Source organism: Serratia proteamaculans, assembly GCF_004684015.1.
GTDB classification, from domain to species: Bacteria; Pseudomonadota; Gammaproteobacteria; order Enterobacterales; family Enterobacteriaceae; genus Serratia; species Serratia proteamaculans_F.
In genome coordinates this window covers 201,940-224,761 of sequence record NZ_SRIA01000016.1, presented here as the reverse complement: position 1 = coordinate 224,761, position 22,822 = coordinate 201,940, and the positions used below count along the sequence as shown (strand labels likewise).

18 protein-coding genes are annotated in these 22,822 nt (G+C 53.5%); 11 read left to right on the top strand and 7 right to left on the bottom strand.

Annotation, left to right across the window (positions count from 1 at the left end; all coding sequences use genetic code 11):
- The 6 genes from E5C26_RS12060 to E5C26_RS12035 all read left to right on the top strand — a co-directional run bounded on the left by E5C26_RS12060 (nt 1) and on the right by E5C26_RS12035 (nt 9,703).
- Nucleotides 1-2,142 (top strand): hypothetical protein, encoded by a 2,142-nt coding sequence (locus E5C26_RS12060; RefSeq protein WP_135316514.1) that lies wholly within the window; start codon nt 1-3, stop codon nt 2,140-2,142.
- Between the two features lie 66 nt (nt 2,143-2,208).
- Nucleotides 2,209-4,044, top strand: a complete 1,836-nt coding sequence (locus tag E5C26_RS12055; protein WP_135316513.1) for a hypothetical protein — start codon at nt 2,209-2,211, stop codon at nt 4,042-4,044.
- A gap of 9 nt (nt 4,045-4,053) precedes the next feature.
- Nucleotides 4,054-5,715, top strand: a complete 1,662-nt coding sequence (locus tag E5C26_RS12050) for a hypothetical protein (RefSeq protein ID WP_135316512.1) — start codon at nt 4,054-4,056, stop codon at nt 5,713-5,715.
- A gap of 10 nt (nt 5,716-5,725) precedes the next feature.
- Entirely contained in the window at nt 5,726-7,639 is a 1,914-nt protein-coding gene (locus E5C26_RS12045) for a hypothetical protein (protein ID WP_135316511.1), read from the top strand.
- Nucleotides 7,620-9,041, top strand: coding sequence for a hypothetical protein (locus tag E5C26_RS12040; protein ID WP_135316510.1), 1,422 nt, complete (start codon nt 7,620-7,622; stop codon nt 9,039-9,041). Before E5C26_RS12045 ends, E5C26_RS12040 begins: the two co-directional genes overlap by 20 nt.
- Nucleotides 9,042-9,268: 227 nt before the next feature.
- Nucleotides 9,269-9,703, top strand: a complete 435-nt coding sequence (locus tag E5C26_RS12035) for a DUF3757 domain-containing protein (RefSeq protein WP_206194265.1) — start codon at nt 9,269-9,271, stop codon at nt 9,701-9,703.
- 100 nt (nt 9,704-9,803) lie between these two features.
- Here E5C26_RS12035 and E5C26_RS12030 read toward each other — a convergent pair whose 3' ends face one another.
- Entirely contained in the window at nt 9,804-11,231 is a 1,428-nt protein-coding gene (locus tag E5C26_RS12030; protein WP_135316509.1) for an MFS transporter, read from the bottom strand.
- 181 nt (nt 11,232-11,412) lie between these two features.
- Between E5C26_RS12030 and E5C26_RS12025 the strand changes: the two genes are divergently transcribed.
- Complete coding sequence (locus tag E5C26_RS12025; RefSeq protein ID WP_135316508.1) at nt 11,413-12,276, top strand: alpha/beta hydrolase; 864 nt, start codon at nt 11,413-11,415, stop codon at nt 12,274-12,276.
- Between the two features lie 57 nt (nt 12,277-12,333).
- Here the strand turns inward: E5C26_RS12025 and E5C26_RS12020 are convergent, their stop codons facing one another.
- Nucleotides 12,334-12,468, bottom strand: a complete 135-nt coding sequence (locus E5C26_RS12020) for an AcrZ family multidrug efflux pump-associated protein (protein ID WP_017892788.1) — start codon at nt 12,466-12,468, stop codon at nt 12,334-12,336.
- Nucleotides 12,469-13,016: 548 nt separating this feature from the next.
- Between E5C26_RS12020 and E5C26_RS12015 the strand changes: the two genes are divergently transcribed.
- From E5C26_RS12015 to E5C26_RS12005, 3 genes are all read left to right on the top strand, one after another.
- Nucleotides 13,017-13,310: a hypothetical protein gene (locus E5C26_RS12015; protein WP_135316507.1), complete on the top strand. Its 294-nt coding sequence runs from the start codon at nt 13,017-13,019 to the stop codon at nt 13,308-13,310.
- Nucleotides 13,311-13,708: 398 nt separating this feature from the next.
- The gene (osmB, locus tag E5C26_RS12010) at nt 13,709-13,921 is read left to right on the top strand and encodes an osmotically-inducible lipoprotein OsmB (RefSeq protein WP_135316506.1); all 213 of its coding nucleotides are present in this window, start codon (nt 13,709-13,711) and stop codon (nt 13,919-13,921) included.
- 438 nt (nt 13,922-14,359) lie between these two features.
- The gene (locus E5C26_RS12005; RefSeq protein WP_135316505.1) at nt 14,360-15,598 is read left to right on the top strand and encodes a hypothetical protein; all 1,239 of its coding nucleotides are present in this window, start codon (nt 14,360-14,362) and stop codon (nt 15,596-15,598) included.
- Nucleotides 15,599-15,630: 32 nt separating this feature from the next.
- On the opposite strand, the gene E5C26_RS12000 is transcribed toward E5C26_RS12005, so the two are convergent.
- Nucleotides 15,631-17,349, bottom strand: coding sequence for a penicillin-binding transpeptidase domain-containing protein (locus tag E5C26_RS12000; RefSeq protein WP_135316504.1), 1,719 nt, complete (start codon nt 17,347-17,349; stop codon nt 15,631-15,633).
- A gap of 102 nt (nt 17,350-17,451) precedes the next feature.
- Nucleotides 17,452-19,377: a penicillin-binding protein 2 gene (gene mrdA / locus E5C26_RS11995; protein WP_167796645.1), complete on the bottom strand. Its 1,926-nt coding sequence runs from the start codon at nt 19,375-19,377 to the stop codon at nt 17,452-17,454.
- 283 nt (nt 19,378-19,660) lie between these two features.
- Here mrdA and E5C26_RS11990 point away from each other — a divergent pair, with 283 nt between their 5' ends.
- On the top strand, nt 19,661-19,942 hold the full coding sequence (locus E5C26_RS11990) for a YjcB family protein (protein WP_012145083.1): 282 nt from the start codon (nt 19,661-19,663) through the stop codon (nt 19,940-19,942).
- A gap of 51 nt (nt 19,943-19,993) precedes the next feature.
- Here E5C26_RS11990 and E5C26_RS11985 read toward each other — a convergent pair whose 3' ends face one another.
- From E5C26_RS11985 to ddpC, 3 genes are read right to left on the bottom strand one after another with little or no spacing between them, the layout of a single operon-like run.
- Nucleotides 19,994-20,941 carry an oligopeptide/dipeptide ABC transporter ATP-binding protein gene (locus E5C26_RS11985; protein ID WP_135316503.1) on the bottom strand — a complete coding sequence of 316 codons (948 nt, stop codon included), beginning with the start codon at nt 20,939-20,941 and terminating at the stop codon, nt 19,994-19,996.
- Nucleotides 20,931-21,935 (bottom strand): ABC transporter ATP-binding protein, encoded by a 1,005-nt coding sequence (locus tag E5C26_RS11980; RefSeq protein ID WP_135316502.1) that lies wholly within the window; start codon nt 21,933-21,935, stop codon nt 20,931-20,933. Before E5C26_RS11980 ends, E5C26_RS11985 begins: the two co-directional genes overlap by 11 nt.
- Complete coding sequence (gene ddpC / locus E5C26_RS11975; RefSeq protein ID WP_135316501.1) at nt 21,935-22,822, bottom strand: D,D-dipeptide ABC transporter permease; 888 nt, start codon at nt 22,820-22,822, stop codon at nt 21,935-21,937. Before ddpC ends, E5C26_RS11980 begins: the two co-directional genes overlap by 1 nt.

Sequence of the window (22,822 nt, the reverse complement as noted above, 5' to 3'; positions counted from 1 at the left end):
ATGTTAACCACCGCTTTGCAGCAATCGGTCAAGATCGCCACGGATAAATATCTGGGCATTAAGGAATATGCCTTTACCTGCTATGGCGACAGTATTGATAAGAATACTTTCTATGTGGTGCCCGAGATCCCGGTGTTTGTCGCCAGGGATGCCAAAAGCCCCTATTTCATGTTCTACAAGTACCGGGGTGAAGACAACCAGGGTGGCTATGCGCAATTTACCGTGATGCTGCCACAGCCTGATTCGGAGATGAAAAGCAAGATAGCTATCGAGTTGCTCGGCAAGCTAAAAGATCCGCTGATCGCGAAATCCACCCTGATCGTCAAGTATGTTCAAGCCGAGCAGGCCTCGGTGGCCGACCCCGAAAATGCGACCAAAAAAGCAGCTATGGATACCGCGTTGCGCAATACCGGTTTAAATGACGATCAGGCTGCCAGGTTTGTCGCGTTATATGACAGCAACAAAGGCAATGACCAATTCGTGCTGGAATTGACGCCGACAGAAATCAAGCTGCAAGTCCCGAGACTCACCTCGGCACAGGCTTCATTGATTCTGGACAGCAACGAGAAATTCTACCGTCAAATCCCCACCACGCTGTCGCCATCAGGCCTGGGTGATAACAATACCGTTTTCAGCCTGTCGTTAACCGGCGAAGGTGCCACCCTGTTCGAGCAGGTATTGAAAGGCACCGATAAAAACTCCAGCGTTGGCATTCGTTTCGACTTCAACCTGGATGCTTCCCTGCCGGCGGCCAAAGTTACGGTCAGCTACGACAGTGAAATCACCAAATCGGTGACGCAAAGCATCACCTACCACACCTGGTCGGCCGATGAGAAAAAAATTGAGCGCGAATATATCGAAAAAGGCGCGATCAAGATCGATGTTCAGGTCGGGCTGACCGCCGCAGAAATGGGCATGACAGCGGATCAATACATTAAATGGAAGGACGGACTGACCGCCTGGGGGCAAAAACAGGTAGAGCAAATTTTAAGCAGCCAAACCGGGTTGGACATGAGCCTGGAATTGCTTAATGAAGCCGACGGTTTTGATAAATTCAAGTCCAGCCTCAGCGAAACCAAAAGCTTTACCCGCGTTTATGATGAAAACTCGGTGGTCTCTTTCTCCATCGCCCCTCAGACTCAGTTGCCGTCTATTCAGTCCATCGTCGGCGAAGCCAATCTGAAAGACTATTTTAAAGAGTACGATCTCAACGATCCTTTCTACCAATACATACAGCCCAAGTTCTATGTCACACAGGATTTGGCACAATATAACGTCGCCAATATCGTGGTGACCGCCGTCTACGACAAAGACAACCAGAGCACGCTGCAGTTTTCCCCAGGCGACAGCGAGCCGAAAGAAACCGGCAAATGGTTTATCAACCCCGAATTGGGCCGGGCATTTAAATACTCCTACACCGTCAACTTCACCGGCATGCAGGCCAAGCCCTATCACTCTGGCGAACTTCAGAGCGATCAGGATCTGGTTATCTCCATCAACGTGGCCGAATGCGGCATCGTTTATGCCGACATTTCTACGCTGCTCGATCCTATGGGCTGGAAAGTCTTCAGCCAGGTGGTGATTAAAACGCAATATTCCGATCCCGATAAGGGCGTCAAACTCAAGACTGACAGCCAGATAGTCAGGGAGTCGATGCCTCCTCACCCTTTTATTTACCCGATTGGCATTGATGTGGATAAACCGATTTATTTCTCCACCGATTACCAGACCCTGGATGGGGACAGCCTGACCTATATCCCCAGCGGCGTTGAGACCAACCCACAACTACCGGGTTATGGGCTGATCCGTGGCCACCAGATCCTGGTCGCCAATGCCCTGCCAAAAGTGCAGAAGTACACCATTATCTTCAAGCCAAGCCAGAAGGATATCTCGCTGATCACCTATGAAATGGTGGTGTATTACCCGAAATGGGACTTTACGCAATCCCAATCCCTCGCCCTGACCGAGTTTGATTCTACATCACTCACCAAGTATCTGACCTTCGACCTGATGCAGGCGGAAAAAGACAACGAGGTGAAGATCCATTACGTCGCTACGGTGTATTACGGGGCTGACAATCTGGAAAAAACCGTCGAGAAGGAAGTGACAGGAACCAGCACCATTGTGGTGGTGACTTTCTGATGCGTTGAGCCCTCCAGGGCAAAGTTTCTTTGCCCTGATTCACCTTCATAAAATGGAATGGTCGCTATGAACACTCAGGTCGTAGTGCAAAACATCTGTTTTATCCGAGCCGACCCGGACAGGCCGATTTATTATTATTGCGCGGCGGCGCCGGGCATTAGCGTTATTGACGGCAATCAGCCCGCCGTCCAGCTACAGATATTCAGGAACAGCAGCCAACCGGCCACGGTTTACTATGCCATGCTGTCGTTGCAAACCCAGTTAACCAGCAGCCCCGAGGCGGCGCGGCTGGCGGCAGCGGCCAGCCCGGACATGCCGCGCGACGCGGTGTTATTACCCATGCAGGCGATCGCTTGCAGCGCCACGCTGAACATTCCCGGCTTTATCGACGGCCAAACCAGCAAGACTTCACTGAGCGACCAACAAAACTGCTATCTGTTGGCCAAATTACCGGCTGACGCAGATATCGCTCTGCTGGCCAGCCTGATGGCGACCCCCGCCACGGCGCCCATCGCCATCAGCTACAAAATTGACTATCTGCTGCAGTTGCCGCCAGCCACTTTTGAACTGGAAGCCCGTTGGGATCAGGTTTACCAATTTCTGCAACAGTCGGTCGGTTTCAACCTGCTGTTTTTTTCCGTCGATATCGAAGAAACCTCATCGCAGTTAATCAGCAAAAAAGTGGTGACCATCAAAGTCAGGGATACCGATCCCGATGGGCATTTCAAGCAGGCGGTAGCTGAGTTGACGCAGATCCTGACCGGCGAGTTCTTTACCCCGGTGTTTGCCGAAGTACCGCAGCAACCCAAGCCCAGCGCCGGTTTTTATCTGCAAAGACTGTCGGTAGAAGATATTGATCAGCGGCGTTTAAGCGGCAAGCTGAGCGAAACCACGGTGGTCAAACGCTCGCTTTATCCGCAGGCACTGTTTGCCGAACTGGTCGCCGGCACCGACTATCAGGCCGAGCGGGTGATCAGCCGAACTGACCTGCAGGATGACTTCTTCGCTCACCGTGAAGTTCGGGTCAGCCTGCTGTCCGACGAGCTGGACGTTAACGTTCAACTGGTGATGGTGCGCCTGCGTTATGGCTCGAACAACAAGCAATACACCTTCCGCCTGGGCGATATCGGGCCGAAGTTGTTCAGGTCACCGAGCATTATCGATCCGCAAACCGGCAAAATGCTGTGGCCCGTCGAGTATGACTTCACCGTCTATCTCAACCAGGCGGTGGGCGGCGTGAGGTCGGTCAGCTCCGGCGCGCTGCAAACCGAATTGAACGATGTCTATCTGGATATTGAATCCGTCTACGGCCGCTACGATTTTGTCATTGAGGCCGCCAGCCTGTTTGACTGGCGCTGGTACCAGTCGGTCCTGGTCACCCTGCGTTGCCGCCATAGCGGACAGCCGGTAGCCAGCCTGTCGAAAAGCTTTCAGATTAGCCAGACGACGCAGCAGGACAGCTATCCGGTGATGCTGCCCAACCCGGATCAGTATTTGTTTGAGGTCACCAAGGAATACAACAGCGCCGTTAACTCGCCCCATATCTCTGCGCTGTTAAACGAACCGACCAGCCAGGATGTGTACCTGGTCTCCAGCCTGTATCACCAGCGGGTGTTAATGATTGCCGCCAACATGGACTGGCTACAGGTTGCATCGGTGCTGGTTTCTGCCAGCTATGCCTATTTGCCCGGCGATGACGCCCCGCCTTTGCAGCAAATTTTTCAGTTTACCGCCGACGATCCCGCCCCTCAGCGTTTTAGTGCCGACCAAATCGACCCCGAACGACTTAACGTCGATCTGGAAATTTGGTTTACCTACCAACCGGACCAAGGCGGGGATAAGCCCGATTACGTCCAAACCGCAACCGTTCAAGACGATATCGATATCGCCAACCTCATTTAAGGAACCATCATGTTATTACTCAGAGCAAGAACTGCCACGATCAACAACATCACCTTCTTTGCCGACGACTCCGATGACAAGCAGTTCTGGTATTTGCCCGGTGATATCCATATCGCAGAAAAAGACGGGAGACCGGTTTTTTCATTGATCAAATACATCGGTGACGGCAGCGGTCAGCAAGGGGGTTACATCAACTTCGAGGTCAATACCTCGATCGATGCCAACGAGCTGGACGCCGCATTTAACGAGTACTTGCGTAAACTCAAAGTTGATCCGAAGACCGCCCGCAAGGCCCAGGTGCCCTATGACAAAGGCACGGTAAATTTCTTCGTGCTCGATGTCGGCAGCAATGCCAACGGTGAGTTGATCAGCGCGCAGTGCCCCAGCCTGTTTGGCAACAATAGTGCCATCTTCAGCGCCAAACTGACGCCGCAGCAGGCGGTGATCCTGGAAGCGGCCTTTAACAAAGCGCAGGCACCGGCGGCCGTGGCCTATAACCTCAGCTTTACCGGCATCACCCCGGCTTTAAAGGTCGAGGTGGAAGCCAAATTTGAAAGCATCTACAAAGAGTTCGATGTTAAATTTGGCGCCAATATCCCGATCCCGGTGGAAACCCCGGCCAGTTTTTGGTTGGGCTTTGACAGCGTGATAAAAAAACTGCAGCAGGATCAGAAGTTGATCATCAAGGTCACCGAGAGCATGCCAAGTGAGGAGGAAGCCAAAGAGAAAGAATGGGCGCTGCAGTTTGTCAAAGAGGAGATCCTGAAAAGCTTCTTCACCGCGTCGCTCAAACCCAATGATGACAGCAATACCCAGGCCAAATCGGCCAGCGACTCCATCCTGGAATCTCTGCTCGCCAGCGGCAAAGAAGACGGCGAAGAAGGCGGCAAAGGCGGGCTGTTCCCCAGCGCCTCACTGGAAATAAAACTGGTACGCATCGAAGAAACCAAAACCCTGAACTTCAACTACACCTCATCAAAAGCCCTCAGCCAGTCGGCGGTGCCGCAAAACTTTATCGGCAGCGACATTCTGCGCGCCAAAAAAGAGCCACCTTACTTTATTGAAGTTAACGTTAACGATCCCTTCTTCCAGAAAATCGACTTTACCGTTCTGGGGCCGGACGGTTTTGCCGAATACGGCATTAAGGCCGCAACCTTCAAAATCGAATATAACAAACAGGTTTATACCGCCGAGCCGTTTGTCACCGACGACGGTAAATGGAGCAAGACCATTTCGCGCAGCCCTGACAGAAATGAGCTGTTTGTGATCAACAGCGAATATGCCTTCAAGTCTGCCGCCACCACCGGCTGGGAAGGTAGCACCAGCTACAAGCAGCCGTCGACTTCAGCTTCGACCCTGCTGAATTTGGATCCTGGAGCGGTGCTGACCTTCAACGAGATCTCCATCTTCCTCGACCGGAAATTCTCTTGGGAGAATTACAATCAGGTGATCGTCGAACTGACGTACCTGGACGACAAACAAAGTCGCAAAACCAAGAAGTACCAGTTTAATCCGGATAAAACCGAGGAGCAGACCTTTAAGTATCGCTGCCTGACCGAGAAGCCCTGGGCGGTCGACTACAAAATCACTTACCTGCTGGTCGGTGGTGACAGCGTCACGCGTGATGGCAGCGAGAATCCGCCGGCCATTGTTATTCCGGCCGTGGCATAGGTCATTGACGATGGCCGAACGCAATACGGTATTACCAGCGGCATGGAACGCCCTGGTAAGCGCCTTGTGTCAGGAGGCGCCCTATTTACACCGCTCACTGGAGCCCGAAATCGCCCGCTTTAGCCAGGTGCGCCAGGCTTCAGGCTGCTTGTCTGCGGCCTTTAACACCAGCCTGCTGGGGTATAACGGCTGTCCACTGGAGTTCACCGTCTCGTCGTCAAAACCGCAGGCCCTTTCCTGTACGCTGGACCCTTTTTTGCCACGCTATGCTGAAAATCGTGGGCTCGAGGCTTTTTATCGGCACTATCAACAGATCACAGATTCACCCGCACAGGACAATGTAGAGGCCTGTTTGGCCAGTGTCAGCCAGATGCAGCGCCAGGCGGCCCACCCCCTGCGGTTTGGCTCCTGGCTGGGACGCAAATATAGCCCGGAGACGGTTAAAACCAAGATCTACTCCGAGGTCCCACCCGACAGTGCGGTGGAGCTCGTCTGGTCTGATTACCCGGCCGCTGCCTGCCAACAGGCCGGTTTGTCACTGCTGATGGTCGGTTATTACCCACAACAGATCGACTCGCCGCGAGAATATTACTTTCAGTGGCACAGTGCGCTAATCACTGAAGCTGATATTGCGGCAGTCATGGCCTTTTTTGACTGTGAACGGCTATTTCCGGCATTGGCACCGCTGCTGGAACGCGCCCGGCAACAAACCCTGTGTCGCGAAGGTTTTCCACCCACCACCTATGGTTTTAGCCTGGTCTACGGCCCCGGTGGCGAACTGGAAAGCTTCACGCTGTTCACCATGGCGGCCAGTTTCTTTGGTGGAAACCCGCGAGTGTTCCCTGCGCTGCAAGCCTTGTTGACCCAAAGCCAACAAGCCATGCCCTTGTTGCAATCTGTCATGACCGCGCAGGTTCCCCTGCAGTTCAACGTGGTGGGGTTTTCTGTCGATACCCAGGGGCGTCATGCCATCAGCAGTACTTTCAGCCCGCAAAATACCCACTTCGAAGTGCAGTCACAAAATTGGGTGCCTCCCGTCGTCAGTACTGTCCTATCCCATTTACCGACGTTGCTTGAACAACAATGCGCCAGCGGTGCCTTTATCGCCCATGTCAGAACCCCGGACGGACGCTGGCATCAGGATGAAAACGCCTTTGTGACCGCGCAGGTGCTACGCACTCTGGATCACACCCCGCAGACCGAGCCTTATATCGAGAAGGCGCTCGATTTTTTAATCGCCTGTGAAACCCGCCCGTGCCATTTCAGCTTTTGGCCGCCCACTGCCCATCCGCCATGGATGGCGAACCAGAGTATCTGCGCCGACATTGACGACACCGCGATTATCACCGAATTGCTGTACAAGTTTGGTCGCATTTCACTGACACAGGTCGGGGAGACGATTTCGCACATGAACGGCTATCAGCTACGCCGGGTCGATCCGCGTCAGGCCGCCGATCAGCACCAATGGGCGGAGTGCCAAAGTTTTCACACCTGGATGAAAGATGACAATGACATCCGCCAGTTAGATTGCTGCGTGAACACCAACGCGCTGATCCTGCTCCACGCCCTGGTGAGCGGCAGCGACGCCGTGTTACCGGCTTGCCGACGCATTATTCAGATGCTGAATCAGGCGGTGCTATGGAGTGACAACCGTTACGATCGGCTCAGTTCGCTAACGCCCTATTACGCTCACCCCAACGAATGGCGCATTGCCCTGGAGTACGCCAGGCAGGCGGGGATCCCGCAACTCACGCCGCTGATTGATGCATTGGCCCACTGGCAGTGGCCCGGCGGCCGGTTGGAAAGCCCGCTCTACCGCCGGCACGACGGGCACTTTCTCTGGACCTCGTCCTGCCTGAACCAATTCAGATCTCTGGCCCAAACTGAATGCACTGAGGATAACCATGAATACCTTTCTCAATGACCTGGTGGCACTGAACCAAATTATTCTGCTCAATGCCCGTGAGCAGTTTCCTGACGTTGAGGGTAAAAAGCTGCGCTACCGGGCGGCAGCGCCAATGCGGGAAGACGACCTGACCGCCGAGGTCTGCACCGAAATCGTTTCAGGGGAAACCCGCTACCAGATCGCCACCAGCACCGACGGCAGCAGTTGGCGCATGCAACTGGACTTTGCCCTGAATCACAGCATCCCGCAAATTCCCTATGTGGTGCTGAGTTACACCCGCTTTGGCAGCGTCGAAGAGATGATTTTTGACCAGGTCCTGCTGACACCACAGGAAAATCGCTATCAGGCACAGCTGGATCTGTACAAGCTGGAGCAACGCGACGCCTTGCTGCAGGCCTTGTCGGATTACGATGCGCAAACCACGCTGGTGGTGGCAGTCAAAACCGAGCACGGCCTCACCAACACCGTCACCGACCCTAAAGTTTTCTACTTTGCCGAAAACTATTATCCGTATATCTATCAGGGTATTGTGCCGCCACCGCCGCGCCTGCAGCTGATCCTCACGCCATTGCAGTATCAGCAACTCTGGTATAACTACTATCAGGACTATGTGCGCAAGAATTACCTTTATTACCTGCCGGATACCTTCCTGCTGGGTACGGATACCGATGGCAAGCCGATGCTGTCGATATCCTTCTCCGCCGGCGAGCACGCTACCTCGCTGGGGGAGATCAAAGTGACCTTTGACTACTTCCTGTCGCCCAAGGTGAACCAGGGCCGCATTGCCGATGCCACGGCACAGTTTTCACAAATGCAGCAGGACGCCCGGCTGGCGCCCTTCGCCAATGCAGACTCATTGGTGTTGCAGTTGGCATTGCCCGAAGGTAAAACCGAGGAGAAAAATGCGCTGATCAACCTGCAAAGCGGCATTGTCGATTCATTCACGCTGCCCGCCCAGCAGTTCGCGCTGATCTGGGACGCGCTATTCGATCGCTCACCGCAAAACCTGTTGCTGAAAGGCTATCTGGCGGTGCAGTTTATCGGTTTTAACCCGGATAACCTACCGGTGGTACTGGCGCTGGATGCCAAATATCAGAGTAAGGTACGTGACTTTATCAAACAGACGGCACCGGTCGACATCTACAAAACCATTGAATTCAGAAGCGACAGTGGAGCTTACGATCCCTCTGGGCCACGACCGATCAAACGCATTTTGGTGAATATCGATAACCAAACCGTCGAATTGAATAAAGATCACCCCAACCATGACGTCACGGTCAAAGTCTCTGCATTGGATCTGATCCTCAACCCGGATAAAAAGCTGATTTATCATTATGACCTGCAGGTTTTTTACGTCGATGGCGGCATGACGCCCTACAACGATAAAACCTCCAGCTTTGAGATCATTTACGTGCCCTGAAGGGTTGCGCAGTATTGGCGAGCGGGGCAATCACCGCTCGCGCCTTAACACGCTAATATTTCACACGTCTGTAAAAAATAAAAATATAATATAGCGCCATGATTAACACCCTAGAGATAAGCAATAATTAGAACGTCGTAGCAATATATTTAAAGGGAAATTAATAGTTGCGGTGAATATATTTTTAATGCACCATTCAAACTCAATATAAATAAGGAATATTTATCGTGAGAAAATTAATCGCTTTCACTATTACCGCATCGCTTATGAGCTTCTCCGTTGCCTCTCAGGCGATGGAAAACTGCCCTCAATTGAAAAACATTGAAGAGATTGGCAGTGGGGTTTACCGCGCAGATGGAGAGAATGGTGAGTGGCAAGGCGTGGTGCAAGGCGTTGTCGATGATAAAACGCCAGTAAAATCGTTTGACATGGCACTGGCTATAAAAGAAGAAGCCTCTGCACCACTCAAACTCCAATATTGCGCCTATAGCCTTGGAAACCGTGGCGTTCTGGATATGCGTTTCATTGCAAAGAATGAAAAAGATTTCACTATTCAGACCGAGGGTGATGCATGGAAAGAAGAGGAAGGCGCTTTCGGAATGATTAATAGCGTTTGCGAGAAGACCGCCCCTGAGAACTGTAAGTTCACCGTTATTCAGTAAGCCGTAAATAATAATCCGTTCCTTAACCGGCTGTAAGACTGAGGCGTTAAGGAACGGATTGGCTGCCCGAGATAATGATTTTTCCCCAGCCATTCATTTGCTAGCGGCTGTAATCAGCATCCGGTTTAACGGTGTCATGACTCCTGATGGTTATCAGCAGCGCCATCGCCGCCAGCACGGCGGCAGCCAGATAAGTCACACGCATACCGGTTAACACCGCGTCCGCCGTCGCCAACTTGATATCACCGCTATTGGCCGCCAACATAAACAAGGCACCCATGGCAGAAGCACCGGTTATCAGGCCCAGATTACGCGAGAGGTTGATCATGCCGGAAATCACGCCACGCTGCTCTGGCGGCGCATGTTTCATCAGCGCGGTATTATTGGCAACCTGAAACAGCGCATAACCCAAAGTAATAAAGCAAACAGGCGCCACATAGCCGAAGGCCCCCTGCCTCAACGACATCATCGACAGTGTGCCGGCACCAAGAGTCATCACCACCAGGCCCACTGCGGCTATCTTGTGCGCTCCCAACCGATCCACCCAGCGACCGGCAGGTACGCCAAGCAAAGCGGCGACCAGCGGCCCAGCCGACATTGCCAGCCCGGCCTGTCCCACCGTCAACCCCAAGCCGCGCGTCAGGTAAAACGGCCCCACTACCAGCGACGTCATCATCACCGTCATCACTAACGCGCTCATCATTAACCCGGCGCTCAGCCCTGGTTGGCGGAACAGCGCCAGTTGTATCAAGGGCGATGTCGTGCGCTTTTCTCTACGCACAAACAGAGCAATGCCTAACGCAGCGCACAGCAATAACAGCAAATTAATGACACCGAACTCTCCCTGTCCCAGCGTCATCGACAAGGCATAGCAGGCCAGAGTAAAACCGAGCAGCAAACCGCCGGGCAGATCAAAGCGAGCGCGACCCTGTTGCACAGATAGTTGAACCCGTGGCAGAAAACGGTATGCCAGCATAAAGGCCAGCAGGCTCAGCGGAAGGTTAACCAAAAACATCGCCCTCCAGCCAAAAGCAAAAATCAAAGCGCCGCCCAGCGAAGGACCAAGCGCCGTGCCAATGGCCGACATGCTGCCAAGCAGCCCCATGGCGCGGCCGGTGTTCTCTTTGCCGATGCTCTCACCCACCAACGCCATGGTCATCGACATCATCACTGCCGCCCCCACCCCCTGGGCAACCCGCGCCGCTAACAACGACCAGATCCCCGGAGCAATGGCACACCCACCAGACGCGACGGAAAATAGCGCAATCCCCACCAACAGTAAGCGACGGCGGCCGACCCTGTCCCCCAAATAGCCCGAGGCGATAACGGAGCTGGTAATGGCCAGCAGATAGACAATGACCACCCACTGTACCGCCTGAAACGAGGTGTTAAATGTCTGCGCCAGCGTGGGCAAACCAATGTTGGTGATACTGGCACCCAGTGATGAAACCAGCATCGACAAGGAAAGACTAATGAGGATCCAGCGCGGATCCGCTCTGACGGTGGTTTGTTCGGCGCTAAGCTTCATATTTACTGACTCCTGAAAGAACCTGTCAGTAGCCTATGCCAGCCAATAACCTGGCGGAAGACGCAGCAGATGCAGTTTATCAATGCATCTGACGCCATATCATGGCGATAGTGACCCGCATTTAGCAGCAAACATCAAAACCACTTCAGGCAGATGATGAGGAACTACTCAAGGAGGAAAAATGAAAATCGACCTGCTGTTTGATGACCTGTCAGTACGCGCGGTGCAATACAATGCCCGCGATTCGGTTGAAGATTTTGACGCCTGTATGGCGCAATACTCGGCGCTGGCCAGCCAGGCCAAAGCCAAAACGCCGGGGATTTATGACATCCACTATGGCATGGGCGTTGCCGAACGCCTGGATCTGTTCCCGGCCGCCAACCAGCCTGCGCCACTGTTGGTCTTTATTCACGGTGGATATTGGCACTCCCAACGCAAGGAAGAAGCCTGCGCTATGGCCGCCAGCTTCACCCGCCATGGCGTAGCGGTGGCCACGCTGGAGTATACCCTGCAGCCAGAAGCCACACTGGCGGAGATCGTCCGCGAAGTGCGCAGCGCGATAGCCTGGCTTTACCATCATGCCGCTCAATATGGCATCGATCCCGAGCGTATTTTTGTCAGTGGCAGCTCAGCCGGTGGCCACCTGAGCGGAATGTTGATTGCCGATGACTGGCAGCATCTGTATCAGTTGCCGGTCAATGTGATTAAAGGGGCGCTGGCGCTCAGTGGCTTGTACGATATTCGCCCGCTGTGTGATATCTACGTGAATGGCTGGATGCGTCTGACGCCAGAACAGGCGACAACGCTCAGCCCGCTGTTTATGCTGCCGGAAAAAGCCAATGCACCGCAGATCCTGCTCGACGTAGGTGCCAAAGAAACCCAGGGCTTTAAAAACCAGACGCTGGCTTATTACGCCGCCTGCCGTGAAAAAGGGCTTAATGTCACGCTGCTGGAAGACCGGCACTGCAACCATTTCACTCTGGTCAACGAACTGGCCAATCCCGACAGCAGCATGTTCAAACAGGTCATGGCAATGATGATGTGACGCCGTTGCAGGTTCAAGATGTGCATCGGGGGGCATTGCGCCCCCCGACAATTAAATTCAGTCTTTTTTTCGGCCAATGGCAGAGAAAAGATTACACAGCTCACCCAGGCCATAAATCGAACCGAGCAATACGGCTATCATTACCGGCACCAGGATCACCACGGTTGCCAAACTCTCAATCATTTCTAACATCGTCGTTTCCTGGTTTTAAACAGAGAACCCTCTTCCGAATCCGAGGCTTTTCCCTTGTATATCCTAAGGTTATTTTTTTGCTGGTTTCAATATGTGATGCAGATCACAACCAACTTCGCTAATGTAACTTACACAGTTGCATTACCACAATACAAAAAAATGCTCTCTTCCCGTGCTCCTGGCAGTCTCCCTGCCGCGCTCACACAACCCCTTCTGCAGACTGGCGAACGCCCCTCTGTTTGATAGCGGTCAGATATCAATTTTCAAACAAGCATTGAGCCAACTAATAGAATAAAAATATTTATTTACTCAGAAATTATTTTTGTTTCAATCGAAACCGAGCGCCACATCCTGTTGTTTATAATATAAATATCTCGAATTACTCTTTCCAGCTCGCAATTATCATAAATAAACAGCAAGAATGAAGTAGTTCATGGCAAGCTGAATATGCAAAAATAATAGACATGACTTATCGTTATCCCGATAAGCATTAATAAAAACAAAGGCAGAACGCTATATTGTTACATATTTGTTTCAGGGAGAGACAGGTGAAATTAAAATCAAATAAACGTCTGGGTGCTTCACTAACAAAAGCCTCACCCATCAATATCAATGAAATACAAACAGTTAGCCGTTACAACCGTTCACTCAAGCAAAAATCCGGATCCATCAAAAAGTTGACGTCACTGACCGTTAGCAAGAGTTTGTCGTCGTCACCGGATAAATTAAAAAGAACTACCATTCAGTGGATGGAGCGTTATGCCTGGCATGGGGTATTCATCATTAGCGGATTATTTTGGTTGGTGGTGTGTGGGCTTATTTGGTTTGTCAGCTCCCTGTAAGGAGATTATTTCATCGTTGACGTCAGTGGTGAAAGTTCAAATTACCCGATACCTTCTGTCTGCCAACAACCTGTTAGTTATCTCCCGCTCAGTCCATTGTTTTCCAGAAGAGTCTGCCGTTGTGCACTGGGTTGGCAACTGGTGAGAGCGACTAACCGACGTAGCGGTAACGGTATACCCGCGATAGGTCGCTCATCTTGGTTGGTCAGGCAGACAAACTGTCTGTTTTATCGCCAACCCAGAGCATGGCAAGCGCGAAATAAAATCTGACCGAACAAAATTAAGAATATTTACCTATTCTAATTTCCTGCGCAGGAATACATTCATCTCAACTTTTACCGGCCGATTAACCCGTGCTTTATTTGTCCGTTAATTAGGCAATTTACCAGGAAACTCTTATGAACTTTAAACGTGCCGCAGGTGTGATGGTGGTTGTTATCGCTACCCTTTCCGTAACTGCATGTGGGAATATGTCTCACCGCGATCGCAACACCGCGATCGGTGCAGGTGTCGGTGCCCTGGGTGGTGCAGTATTGACCGACGGCAGCACGCTGGGCACCTTGGGCGGCGCAGCGTTGGGCGGCATTATCGGTCACCAGACCAGTCGCTGATCCCAGCAGTAAAAAATATCAGTCTCAGATCGGTTATTGCCTATTAAAAAATAGCTGATCTGAAATTTACCCCACTTTATTATTCCCCTCATGATAAGACTTAATATTATCAACCTATTTTCACCCCAATAAAATACCCATCACTTATAATAGTAACCCTGGCATTACCACCGCTCCCCTGCACTTTTCAACAACGCCACAACGGATGTCACTGCTGTTCTTACCCGGCTGTTTTTTATTTCTTGACTTACAAAACTTCAGGATTATAGTTTTCAAATAAAACGTGAAACAGAGTTTCATATTTGAAACTTTATCAAACTTAAAATAATAAACACTTAACTAAAACTTGTCTCATATATAAAACTCAACGAGCACTTCCATTATTTATGGCGGAATTCGCTCGCCTTTTTAAACATCAGGTGTCATCAGGGGAAAGTCATGCGCAGAGCCATAATCATAACTTTACTATTATCACCAATGAGTTACGCGAATACGCCCACATCCGCCAATGATAAGTCCGTCACAAAACCTGAGGTAAAAAAGAGCAATTCGGCATTCCCTCATCTGCATTGGCAAAGTGAGGACAATAATAAAAACATTGATATCGGTGGTGCATTGCGTGCCAATTATCGTTATGAAGACTGGGGCAGCAGTAATTACCGCAACCCGCCCCACCTACGTTTTGATACCTTCCGCATCGATGCCAGTGGCAACTATAATGACGCTTTCTTTGATTCCGGCTTTTGGTTTCAGGATCACCGAAAATACGCCATCGACCGTGCCTATGTCGGCTATCACCTGAGCGGGAACTCTGACCTGCAGCTGGGCGCACCTTTCAAACCCTTTGGTTTGCAGCCTTATCCCCAGTTCGGCTGGTCCTATGGCATCCCGTTTTATCTCGGTTTCGGGGTCAATAACGGGTTAGGTGCCAAATACCAATTCCATGATAATGGCTGGGCGCTGGATGCCGCCTATTTCCCCCGCATGATGCCGGCAGATGTGCGCTACGCGCCGGAAGTAGGCAATTTCGACGATCTGAAAAATACCAACTACGGTTCGCAACATTTACAGGCCAACGAGAAGCGCGACCAGGTGAACCTGCGCCTGGCGCGTGAATTCCATCAGGGCGACTGGAACAACGAACTCGGCGGCTCGCTGGCAGTCTCCCGGCTCTATAATCATGACACCGGGGATAATGGCACTTACTGGGCGACGGGCCTGCATGCTTTGGTGAACTACGATCCATGGCATCTGTCGACGCAGGTTATTCGTTATTCTTATGACGCCAAGGGGCCTGAGGGCGCAAACAATTCGGTGATTCTAATGGGCGGTAACGGCCTGACCCCAGCTTATTTAATCCCGGCGCAGGCCACTACGGCGTCCATTAATCTGGCGCGTGATGTCGAAGTGCCCTGGGGGCCGGTGAAAAAGCTGCGTTTTTATAACGACTACAGTGTGTTGTGGAAGGATAAGGACGGCGGTTCTGACTCGAAAATGAATACCCTTGGGGTACAGGTCTTTGCCCTGCCGGTCATGCTTTGGGTTGATCTGACCTGGGCGCAAAATGCCAACCCCTGGGGCGGCGCTGAAAATGCCACCGGCTGGACCAGCACCCAGTCCTCCGGCAGCAATAAATGGTATTTCCGCACTAACCTGAACATTGGCTACTACTTCTGATCTGACGCCCCCTCAGCAGAGGGGGCAGACTGCTACCCCTTAACCTGAGACACCACGTTCAACGGCTGAGCATCAGGAAGGATGTTCATATGTTCCAGCACCTGAGCCATAATTTTGCCAAACACCGGGCCGGCCACCGAGCCGCCGAAGTGTTTGCCGGCTTTCGGGTTATTAACCATCACTACCAGCGCTACCTGCGGATCGCTGGCCGGGGCGACACCGGCGGTATAGTTGATGTAACCACCGTCGTATTTGCCATTAGGCCCCATCTTTTCTGCGGTACCGGTTTTAATCGCCAGCCGGTAGCCCGGCACGGCAGCGCTTAGCCCGCTGCCGCCCGGTAAGGCATCGCTTTCCATCATATGCACTACGGTTTTTACTGTATCTTCCGGCAGGATCCGTTGCCCCATTACCGGTGGTGTGACTTTGGTTATCGACAATGGCCGATAAACGCCGTAGGAACCGATGGTGGCATATTCACGCGCCATCTGTAGCGGCGTAACCCGCAGGCCATAACCGAAGGAGAAGGTCGCCCGTTCGATATCCGCCCAGCGCTCACGGTGTTGTGGCAAATAGCCGCTACTTTCGTTACCGATGCCCAGGTCGGTCGGCAGCCCCAGACCAAAGCTTTTGTAAACGGCCGGCAACACGGTGGCAGGCAGTGCCAACGCGATGTGCGAAACGGCGATGTCACTGGATTTTTGCAGTACTCCGGTAATAGTCAGTTTCGACCAGTGGCCCACGTCCTTGATTAAATGACCATTGACCCGGTAAGGCGTGGTATCCAGCACGGTATCCGGCCTGATTAAGTGGTGCTCCAACCCGACCATCACCACCACGGGTTTCACCGTCGAACCTGGCTCGAAACTGTCGCTGCTGCATACGTTGCGAATATCCTTTGAGGGCGTATCCGCATAGTTGTTTGGGTTAAACGACGGATAGCTGGCCATGCCCAGCACCTCGCCAGTATTCACCTTCACCAGCACCGCACAACCGGAATCTGCCTGGTTAGCGACTACGCCATCGCGGATCTGCGCATACAGCACGTACTGGATAAATTTGTCGATGCTCAAAGTGACGTTCGGCGGAGGCACAGGATCGACGTTTTTAATCACACCAATCACCGCCCCGCTGCCATCTTTCTGGTAGACGCGCAGCCCGTTCTTGCCTTGCAGCAGGTGGTTAAAGCCCAGTTCAATGCCTTCAAGCCCCTGGTTATCCTGGCCGACAATACCGATCAGTCCGGCGGCATCCTGACTCATCGGGTAAAAGCGGCTGAAGTCCTGCTCGGTGCTGACGCCAGTCAAATGCAGCTTGCTGATATAGCTGGCATTATCATCTTCAACCTTGCGGGCCAGATAGACAAAACGCTTATGGGCATTGGTCTGGATCTGTTTTTGCACCTCGGTCAGCGGCATTTTCAGCACGTTGGCCAGGCTCTGCCAACGTTCATTGGTGATATCGGTATGGGTGTCGAGAATATGTTTGGGATCCAGCACGATATCGCGTGACGACACGCTCACGGCCAGCGCTTCACCATTGCGGTCGGTGATCATTCCCCGGTTGGTTGGCAACACCTGGGTGCGGATCGAACGCTGATCCGCCTGGTCGGTCAGCTGTTGATGCTCCAACAGCTGTAAATAGCCCACCCGAAACGCCAGCAGGAAAAAGCAAACCAGTATCCCGGCGCAGATCCAGCCAAAGCGAAGGGTTGAATAATTTTTACCGCTTTTTTTTATTAATGGCGCCACTGTTAACCCTGCGTTTTTATTAAAGTTATGTAATGATTTCAGTCTACCCTGACGAAAATCTTTAGAAGATTGCAGTTTGTAAGAAAGTAAAAACAAACGCGTTTACTGTTGCACATCCGCGCTGTCGTTTAGCTCCGGTTTAACTTCTTGCCCCTTGTCAGGCTGCGGGGCGTTGGCCGGGTCAAAAATATGATCGAGGATCGCCCGCGCCGTTGGCCCTGCCACCACACCGTCACCACCGCCGTTTTCCAAAATAAGCGCCATCGCCACCCGTGGATTTTTATAAGGGGCAAACAGCGTATAGAAAATGTGGTCACGCAAGCGTACCGGGATCATTTTGGCGTTATAAGTCTGATTTTCTTTCAACCCAAACACCTGCGAAGTCCCGGACTTGGCGGCAATTTGGTACGGCGCGGTGTGGAACAGCTTGTAGCCGGTCCCGTTTGGCAGGTTGGCCATGCCATACATACCGTTGCGCACAATGCCCCAATACGGCGATTTGGCATCACCAATCTGTGCGGCCTGCTTCGGTGGTTGGTAGAGGTCCACCTGGCGACCCTGACGCAGGGAATACAGCAAATGCGGAGTTTTCACCTTGCCGTTATTGATAAGCGTAGTGAGTGCCTTCACCATCTGGATTGGCGTGGCGACCCAATATCCCTGGCCGATGCCCACCGAGATAGTGTCCCCCTGATACCAGGTTTTTTTATGCACCCGCTGCTTCCATTCGCGGCTTGGCAAGACACCGCGATATTCTTCGTTAAGATCAATCCCGGTAGCCTGACCGTAACCAAACTTGCTCAGCCAGCTATGAATGCGGTCAATGCCCATTTCATACGCCACCTGATAGAAGAAGGTGTCGGCAGACTCTTCAATCGCCTTGGTCACATTCAGCATCCCATGGCCACTTTTCAGCCAGTCGCGGTAGCGGCGCTGAGTCCCCGGCAACGTCCAGGTCGGTGCGCCAAAGAAGGTGGTATTGGGCGTGATCACCCCGGCAAACAGAGCAGAAGTCGCCATGTAGGGCTTCACGGTAGAGGCCGGTGGATACAGCCCCTGGGTTACGCGGTTTATCAGCGGCAAATCGGGGTTGGCCAACAGAGCTTTATAAGCCGGATAACTGATGCCCTTCACGAAAGGATTGGGATCGTAACTGGGGCTGGAGACCATCGCCAGAATACCGCCGTCACGCGGGTCCTCGACCACCACGGCTGCTCTTTGCCCCTTCAACACCGACTCGATATATTGCTGCAGCGACAGGTCGAGCGTCAGATAGATATTCTTGCCCGCCTGCGGCGGTTGCTCCTTCAGCAGACGGATTACCCGACCGTGGTTGTCCACCTCCACTTCCTGATAGCCGGTGGTGCCGTGCAGTTCGGACTCATAATAGGCTTCGATGCCCTGCTTGCCGATATTGTGGTCGGCGGCATAGTTCTCGCTAAGACCGGCTTTATCCAGTCGCTTCAAATCGCTGTCATTGATTTTCGATACATAACCCACCACATGGGCCAACTCGGCACCGTACGGATATTCACGTTGCTGGTAGGTATCGATGGTTACCCCATCAAAGCGGTACTGGTTAACCGCAAAGCGCGCCACCTCCGTCTCGGTCAGCCCGCTTTTCAGCGTCACCGGCTTGTAGCGACCGTTATGGTGCATATCATCGCGAAAGGCGGTGATGTCTTCGGGGGTCAGATCGACAATCGGCGTCAGCTGTTGCAGCAGCGCGGCCATGTTGTCGATTTTGCTTGGGATGATTTGGATTTGGTAAAGCGTAATATTACGCACCAACGGGATGCCGTTGCGGTCGAAGATCAGCCCCCGACTCGGAGCAATCGGCACCATTTTAATGTCGTTCTGATTGGAGCGAGTTTGGTAGAACCCATGCTGTTTGACCTGCAATCGATACAGGTTGGCGACCAGTACGCCAAAACAGGCGACAACCAGCACCATTGCCACGCCGGCACGGCGAATAAACAGCATTTCCTCGGCGGAATGGTCACGAATTTTATCTTTTAATAGGGCCATGCGTGGCGAGTTACCTGTCTGACGTCACAATTTCCCAAGATAAATCAGGGTCGTGAAAAGTCGGCAAGCATAGCGTTATTGGTAAAGGCGCCCCATTAAAAGGTTGCTAATGAAATGGCATAAATGTTTCAGCATGTTGGAATGTTACCAAATGCCGATTTTTCTGCCGGTCAGGGATTGAGCCATGATTTATGCCAGTGCTACAATGTGACGCAGATCACATTAATTCATTCTTGCCCGCACCGCCCCCGCCGGTTGCGGCTTTTTCCAAGGACCATGTTCGATGAGTGCCATTGCCACAGGTTTTATCATGATGCGCTGGGAGTTACTGAGCGCCGTTATGATGTTTATGTCCAGCCAGCTAAACGTCGTTTGCCGTAAGACCAGCCGCAACGGTATGGCATTTATGTTCAGCAGCCTGGGGCTGTTCACCACCTGCTGGTTCGTCATGGGCCTGATGGGCATCAGTTTCAGCCAGGAAGGTTTTACGCAGTTCTGGTCACACGCCTGGGATATGTATGTCGAAGTAGTCAGTAATACACCGACCGACTGGCCACTGCCGTAAATACCGCTGACCGGCAGTTGAACTCAACCGCCGGGCCAGAAATAACTACCACTAGGCCACCTTATGGCAACGCACCGCGGTTCCCCCCAGATTGACCCGTAAGTTTTGCGGCAGTTGGCAGCCTTCTCCGGCATAAGGGCAACGCTCTCGAAAAAAGCAGCCCTGCGGTAACTGTCGGTTGCCCGGCAGCTCACCCTTGCGATCCTCAATAGTGCTGTCGGTCAATGAGCGACCTGCGCGAGGCACCGAGTCCAGCAGCAATCGGGTATAAGGGTGCTGCGGCTGGCGCAGGACCTGCGCGGTCGGCCCCAGTTCCACAATTTGCCCCAGATACATCACCGCCACCCGATCGCTCATGTGCTGAACCACAGAAACATTATGTGAGATCAGTACGTAAGTCAGGTTGCGCTGGCGCTGCAGTTCCACCAGCAGGTTGAGGATTTGCGCCTGTACCGAGATATCCAGCGCCGAGGTGGGTTCATCGAGCACGATGATATCCGGTTGTGAAGATAGCGCGCGTGCAATCGAGATGCGCTGCCGCTGCCCACCGGAAAACTCGTGTGGCAAGCGGTCAATCGCCTCCGGCCGCAGCCCGACCTGTTGCGCCAGTTCCGTCGCCAGTGCCCGCCGCTCAGCCACGCTACTACGCTGCTGCACATACACCGGCTCGGTGATAATGCGCCACACCGGCAGGCGGGGGTCGAGCGACGACTGAGGATCCTGAAACACCATCTGCATACCGCTGCCAAACCAGGATCCATCGTTGCGCGCCCGTAGCAACTCACCGCTACTCGGTTTCAACAAGCCCATCAGCAACTGTGCCAGCGTACTCTTGCCGCAGCCGGATTCGCCAACGATACCCAGGGTTTCCCCGCGCATGATATTGAGATCCAACCCGTTGAGCGCATGGACGTATTCACGCGGCTTGCCACGCCAATTATAGCTGGCAGGAAAGCGTAGCCGCACGTCGCGCAGTTCCAGCAGCGCTTCAAGGTTCATTTCGCACCTCCAAATCAATAGACTGCGGATGCCAGCAGGCCACCCGCTGGGCTGGGTCTGCGGCTAAGGGCATTAACGGCGGTGTTTGTCGGCACTGGCCGTCGGCGTGGCTGCAACGGTTGCTGAAGGCGCAGCCCGGCGGCAGCGCACTCAGATTAGGCACCGTGCCGGGAATGGCCCGAAGTCGGCTGCGCGGCGCAGCGCGTTCCGGTGCCGCCAGCAACAGGCCTATGGAATACGGGTGGCTTGGGTGTTCGATCACCCGCTCTGTCGTACCGCTTTCAATCACGTGCCCGGCATACATCACATACACCCGGTCGCAAAGCTGCGAGACCACCGCCATATCATGGGTGATAAACAGCACCGCCGTGCCGCTGGCGCGGGCTTTTTGTTGCAACAATCTCAGCACCTGGCGCTGTACCGTAACGTCCAGCGCGGTGGTCGGTTCATCGGCGATAATCAGCTCCGGCTCGCAGGAAAACGCCATGGCGATCAACACCCGCTGGCGCATGCCACCTGACAGCTCGAACGGATAACGCTCCATCACTCGCTCCGCATCGGCAATTTGCATCTCCCGCAGCAGTTGGGCAGCCTTGTCACGCGCCGCCCGAGCCGAGAGCCGCTGATGCAGACGGATCACTTCACACATCTGGCGACCAATCTTGCGCGTCGGATTCAGTGCGCTCATTGGCTCCTGGAAAATCATCGATACCCGCGCACCACGCAATTGACGCATTTGCCGCTCACTGGCATTGAGGACGTCGGTGCCCAGCATCTGCAACGCACCGCCGGTCACGCTGTAGCCGTCCTCCGCCAGCAGCCGCAGGGTCATCATCGCTGTCACCGACTTGCCGGAACCGGACTCACCCACCACACCGACAATCTCACCGGCCTTCACCTGCAGCGAAACCCGGTTAAGGGCCTTGACGCTGCCGCCGTAGACCGGGAATTCCAGTTGCAGCTCTTCAATAGATAAAACGGTAGCTTCACTCATCAGCGCCCCCGGGTTTTAGGATCCAGCAGGTCGCGCAGACCGTCGCCGAACAGGTTAAAGCCGGTGGCGGTGATCAGGATCGCCGTACCGGGAAAGGCCGAATACCACCACTGGTCGAGTACATAGTTACGGCCGTTGGCCACCATCGCCCCCCACTCGGCGGTCGGCTGCTGGGCGCCCAGACCGATAAAGCCCAGCGTGGCCGCCATCAGGATCGCGGTGCCAATATCCAGCGACGCCTGCACCACCAACGGTGGCATCACGTTACGCAGCACATGCCAACCGATCAGATGCCAGCGGGAAGCGCCAAAGGTACGCGCTGCCTGCATGTAGGCCTGGTGGCGCAGCGTCAAGGTTTGGCCTCGCGCCAGCCGCACATAAAACGGAATGCGCACCACCGCGATAGCCAACATGGCATTGAACAGGCTGGGCCCGAGCGCCGCCGCCAGCGCCATGGTCAGCACCAGAGAAGGCACCGACAGCATAATGTCCATGCAGCGCATAATCAGCGCATCCACCGTGCCGCCCATCACACCGGAGAAACAGCCCAGCAGCGAGCCAATGCCCCCTGCCAGCACCACCACCGCCAGCCCGGCGGCCACCGACTGACGGCTGCCGACCAGTACCCGACTGAACAAATCACGGCCTACCTCATCGGTACCGAACCAGTGTTCTGCCGAAGGCGGCAGCAGGCGTGCGGTAAGGTCAATGGCATCCGGGTTGTGCGGGACCAGCCACGGCGAGAACAGCATCAGGAACAGCACGACAATCATGATAGCGGCACCCAGCAACGTCAGCGGACTACGCCGCACCCGGTACCAGGCACGGCGTAGGCTGACAAAGCGCAAGGTCGGTTGCGCCGCCGGCGGTTGTTCGATTTGAGTCAT

Excerpts from the sequence above, each read along its gene's own strand:
- E5C26_RS12060 (WP_135316514.1), top strand. The coding sequence starts at position 1 with ATGTTAACCACCGCTTTGCAGCAATCGGTCAAGATCGCCACGGATAAA.
- E5C26_RS12055 (WP_135316513.1), top strand. The coding sequence starts at position 2,209 with ATGAACACTCAGGTCGTAGTGCAAAACATCTGTTTTATCCGAGCCGAC.
- E5C26_RS11985 (WP_135316503.1), bottom strand. The coding sequence starts at position 20,941 with ATGAACCTTGAAGCGCTGCTGGAACTGCGCGACGTGCGGCTACGCTTT.
- E5C26_RS12025 (WP_135316508.1), top strand. The coding sequence starts at position 11,413 with ATGAAAATCGACCTGCTGTTTGATGACCTGTCAGTACGCGCGGTGCAA.
- E5C26_RS12050 (WP_135316512.1), top strand. The coding sequence starts at position 4,054 with ATGTTATTACTCAGAGCAAGAACTGCCACGATCAACAACATCACCTTC.
- E5C26_RS12030 (WP_135316509.1), bottom strand. The coding sequence starts at position 11,231 with ATGAAGCTTAGCGCCGAACAAACCACCGTCAGAGCGGATCCGCGCTGG.
- ddpC (WP_135316501.1), bottom strand. The coding sequence starts at position 22,822 with ATGACTCAAATCGAACAACCGCCGGCGGCGCAACCGACCTTGCGCTTT.
- E5C26_RS11980 (WP_135316502.1), bottom strand. The coding sequence starts at position 21,935 with ATGAGTGAAGCTACCGTTTTATCTATTGAAGAGCTGCAACTGGAATTC.
- E5C26_RS11990 (WP_012145083.1), top strand. The coding sequence starts at position 19,661 with ATGAGTGCCATTGCCACAGGTTTTATCATGATGCGCTGGGAGTTACTG.
- osmB (WP_135316506.1), top strand. The coding sequence starts at position 13,709 with ATGAACTTTAAACGTGCCGCAGGTGTGATGGTGGTTGTTATCGCTACC.
- E5C26_RS12040 (WP_135316510.1), top strand. The coding sequence starts at position 7,620 with ATGAATACCTTTCTCAATGACCTGGTGGCACTGAACCAAATTATTCTG.
- E5C26_RS12020 (WP_017892788.1), bottom strand. The coding sequence starts at position 12,468 with ATGTTAGAAATGATTGAGAGTTTGGCAACCGTGGTGATCCTGGTGCCG.
- mrdA (WP_167796645.1), bottom strand. The coding sequence starts at position 19,377 with ATGGCCCTATTAAAAGATAAAATTCGTGACCATTCCGCCGAGGAAATG.
- E5C26_RS12045 (WP_135316511.1), top strand. The coding sequence starts at position 5,726 with ATGGCCGAACGCAATACGGTATTACCAGCGGCATGGAACGCCCTGGTA.
- E5C26_RS12005 (WP_135316505.1), top strand. The coding sequence starts at position 14,360 with ATGCGCAGAGCCATAATCATAACTTTACTATTATCACCAATGAGTTAC.